General features: G+C 69.0%; 3 protein-coding genes. All 3 read left to right on the top strand.

What is annotated here, in order from left to right:
- Positions 1-1362 (top strand): tRNA (N6-isopentenyl adenosine(37)-C2)-methylthiotransferase MiaB (miaB, locus tag AC6LJ5_RS30190; protein ID WP_498142436.1); only part of this gene is annotated, 1362 nt, incomplete at its 5' end.
- Positions 1359-2384, top strand: coding sequence for a PhoH family protein (locus AC6LJ5_RS30195; RefSeq protein WP_103275885.1), 1026 nt, complete (start codon positions 1359-1361; stop codon positions 2382-2384). The genes miaB and AC6LJ5_RS30195, both read left to right, overlap by 4 nt.
- A complete protein-coding gene (ybeY, locus tag AC6LJ5_RS30200; protein WP_392409146.1) occupies positions 2374-2847 on the top strand; it encodes an rRNA maturation RNase YbeY in 474 nt (157 codons plus the stop codon). The genes AC6LJ5_RS30195 and ybeY overlap by 11 nt, the downstream gene beginning before the upstream one ends.
- Positions 2848-2856: the final 9 nt, after the last annotated feature.

A 2856-nucleotide genomic window follows, 5' to 3' on the forward strand; every position in this document is an offset into this window, starting at 1 on the left:
GCCGGCGCTCCCCGCAAGCTCTACATCCGCACCTTCGGCTGCCAGATGAACGAGTACGACTCGGACAAGATGGCCGATGTGCTGCGCGGCGACCAGGAACTGGAACTGACTGAGAACCCGGAAGAAGCCGACGTCATCCTGTTCAACACCTGTTCGGTGCGCGAGAAGGCCCAGGAAAAGGTCTTTTCCGACCTGGGCCGGGTGCAGCACCTGAAGAAGCTCAACCCCAATCTGGTGATCGGCGTGGGCGGCTGCGTGGCCAGCCAGGAAGGCGAGGCCATCGTCAAGCGCGCGCCCTATGTCGACGTGGTGTTCGGCCCGCAGACGCTGCACCGCCTGCCCGACCTGATCGAGCGCCGCCGCGCCGAGGGCCGCTCGCAGGTGGACATCAGCTTCCCGGAAATCGAGAAGTTCGACGCCATGCCGCCCCCGCGCGTGGACGGCGCCACCGCCTTCGTCTCCATCATGGAAGGCTGTAGCAAGTATTGCAGCTTCTGCGTGGTGCCCTACACGCGCGGCGAGGAAGTCTCGCGCCCGTTCGACGACGTGCTGATGGAAGTGGCCGACCTGGCCGACCAGGGCGTCAAGGAAGTGACGCTGCTGGGCCAGAACGTCAACGCCTACCGGGGCGCCATGGGCGACAGCGGCGAGATCGCCGACTTCGCCATGTTGCTGGAGTACGTGCACGAGATTCCCGGCATCGAGCGCATCCGCTACACCACCTCGCACCCCAAGGAAATGACCCAGCGCATGATGGACGCCTACGCGCGCCTGCCCAAGCTGGTGTCCTTCCTGCACCTGCCGGTGCAGGCCGGCAGCGACCGCGTGCTGGCCGCCATGAAGCGCGGCTACACCACGCTGGAGTTCAAGTCCGTGGTGCGCCGCCTGCGCGCCGCCCGGCCGAACCTGACGCTGTCGTCCGACTTCATCGTCGGCTTCCCCGGCGAGACCGAGGAAGACTTCGAAAAGACCATGAAGCTGATCGAGGACGTGGGCTTCGACACGTCCTTCTCCTTCGTCTACTCGCGCCGTCCCGGCACGCCGGCGGCCGACCTGAGCGACGACACGCCGCAGGACGTCAAGCTGCGCCGGCTGCAGCGCCTGCAGGCGCTGATCAACGAGCAGGCCGCCGCCATCGCCCGCGGCATGATCGGCACGCGCCAGCGCCTGCTGGTGGAAGGCCCGTCGCGGCGCGATCCCAACGAGCTCATGGGCCGCACCGAGAACAACCGCATCGTCAACTTCGCCGCACCCGCGCGGCTCATCGGCCAGATGGTCGACGTCATCATCACCGACGCGCACACCAATTCGCTGCGCGCCCGGGTCGCCGACGTGGACCGCGACGCCCAAGGGACCGAATGACCCAAGCCCGCTCACGCGCCCGGCGCAGCATGCCCACCGTCGTCAACCTGGACGGCGACAACACCCACCTGGCCAATCTCTGCGGCCCCCTGGACGAAAACCTGCGGCAGCTGGCCGACGGCATGAGCGTCAAGCTCTCGCGCCGCGGCAGCCGCGTCACCATCGAGGGCGAAACCGCCGAGCTGGCCGGCCGCGTCCTGCGCCGCTTCCACGAACAGGCCGTGCACCGCGCCCTGACGGTGGACGACATCCAGCTGGGCCTGGTGGAAATCGGCGTCGGCCGCCAGGACGAGAAACTGCGCGAGGAACCGGCGCAGGACGCCACCGAGCTGCCGTCGCTGGACGACGAGAGCGACGGCATCGCGCTGCGCACCCGCCGCAGCGACCTGCGCCCGCGCACCGCGCGCCAGCGCGACTACCTGAACAACATCCTCAAGCACGACATCACCTTCGGCGTGGGTCCGGCCGGCACCGGCAAGACCTGGCTGGCGGTGGCCTGCGCCATCGACGCCATGGAGCGCGACACGGTGCAGCGGCTGGTGCTGACGCGCCCCGCGGTCGAGGCCGGCGAGCGCCTGGGCTTCCTGCCCGGCGACCTGGCCCAGAAGGTGGATCCATACCTGCGCCCGCTGTACGACGCGCTCTACGACCTGATGGGCTTCGACAAGGTGCAGCGCCTGTTCGAGAAGCAGACCATCGAGATCGCGCCCCTGGCCTACATGCGCGGCCGCACGCTGAACCACGCCTTCATCATCCTGGACGAGGCCCAGAACACCACGCCCGAACAGATGAAGATGTTCCTGACCCGCATCGGCTTCGGCAGCAAGGCGGTCATCACCGGGGATCCGTCGCAGGTGGATCTGCCGCGCGGCCAGGACAGCGGCCTGGCCCACGCGGTCAAGGTGCTGCACGACGTGCAGGGCATCGCCACCACCCGCTTCACCAGCCGCGACGTCGTGCGCCACCCGCTGGTGGCCCGCATCGTGGACGCCTACGACCGTGCCGCAGAACATGACGCCTGACCTGTCCCTTTCCGTCCAGTACGCGGCCGACGAACCGCGCCTGCCGCGCTGGCGCCTGCGCCGCTGGGCCGAGCGCGCGCTGGCGGCGGCGGCCGAAGACGGCCTGGTCGACTTCAGCGCCGCCGAACTGAGCCTGCGCCTGGTCGGCGCGGCCGAGGGCAAGCGCCTGAACCGCGATTTCCGCGGCCGCGACTACGCCACCAACGTGCTGACCTTCGAATACGGGGTCGACCCGCTGGGCGTGGCCCGGGGCGATATCGTGATCTGCGTGCCGGTGCTGGCGCGCGAGGCGCGCGAGCAGCGCAAGGACTTCCTGCACCACGCCGCCCACCTGACCCTGCACGGCGTACTGCACGCGCTCGGCTACGACCACGTCAAGGCCCGCGACGCCAAGCGCATGGAAGCGCTGGAAACCGCCACGCTGGCGGGCATGGGCATCATGGATCCCTATCAGGCGGACTGATGCCCGCCC

The organism is Achromobacter sp. 1011791174, assembly GCF_059760925.1.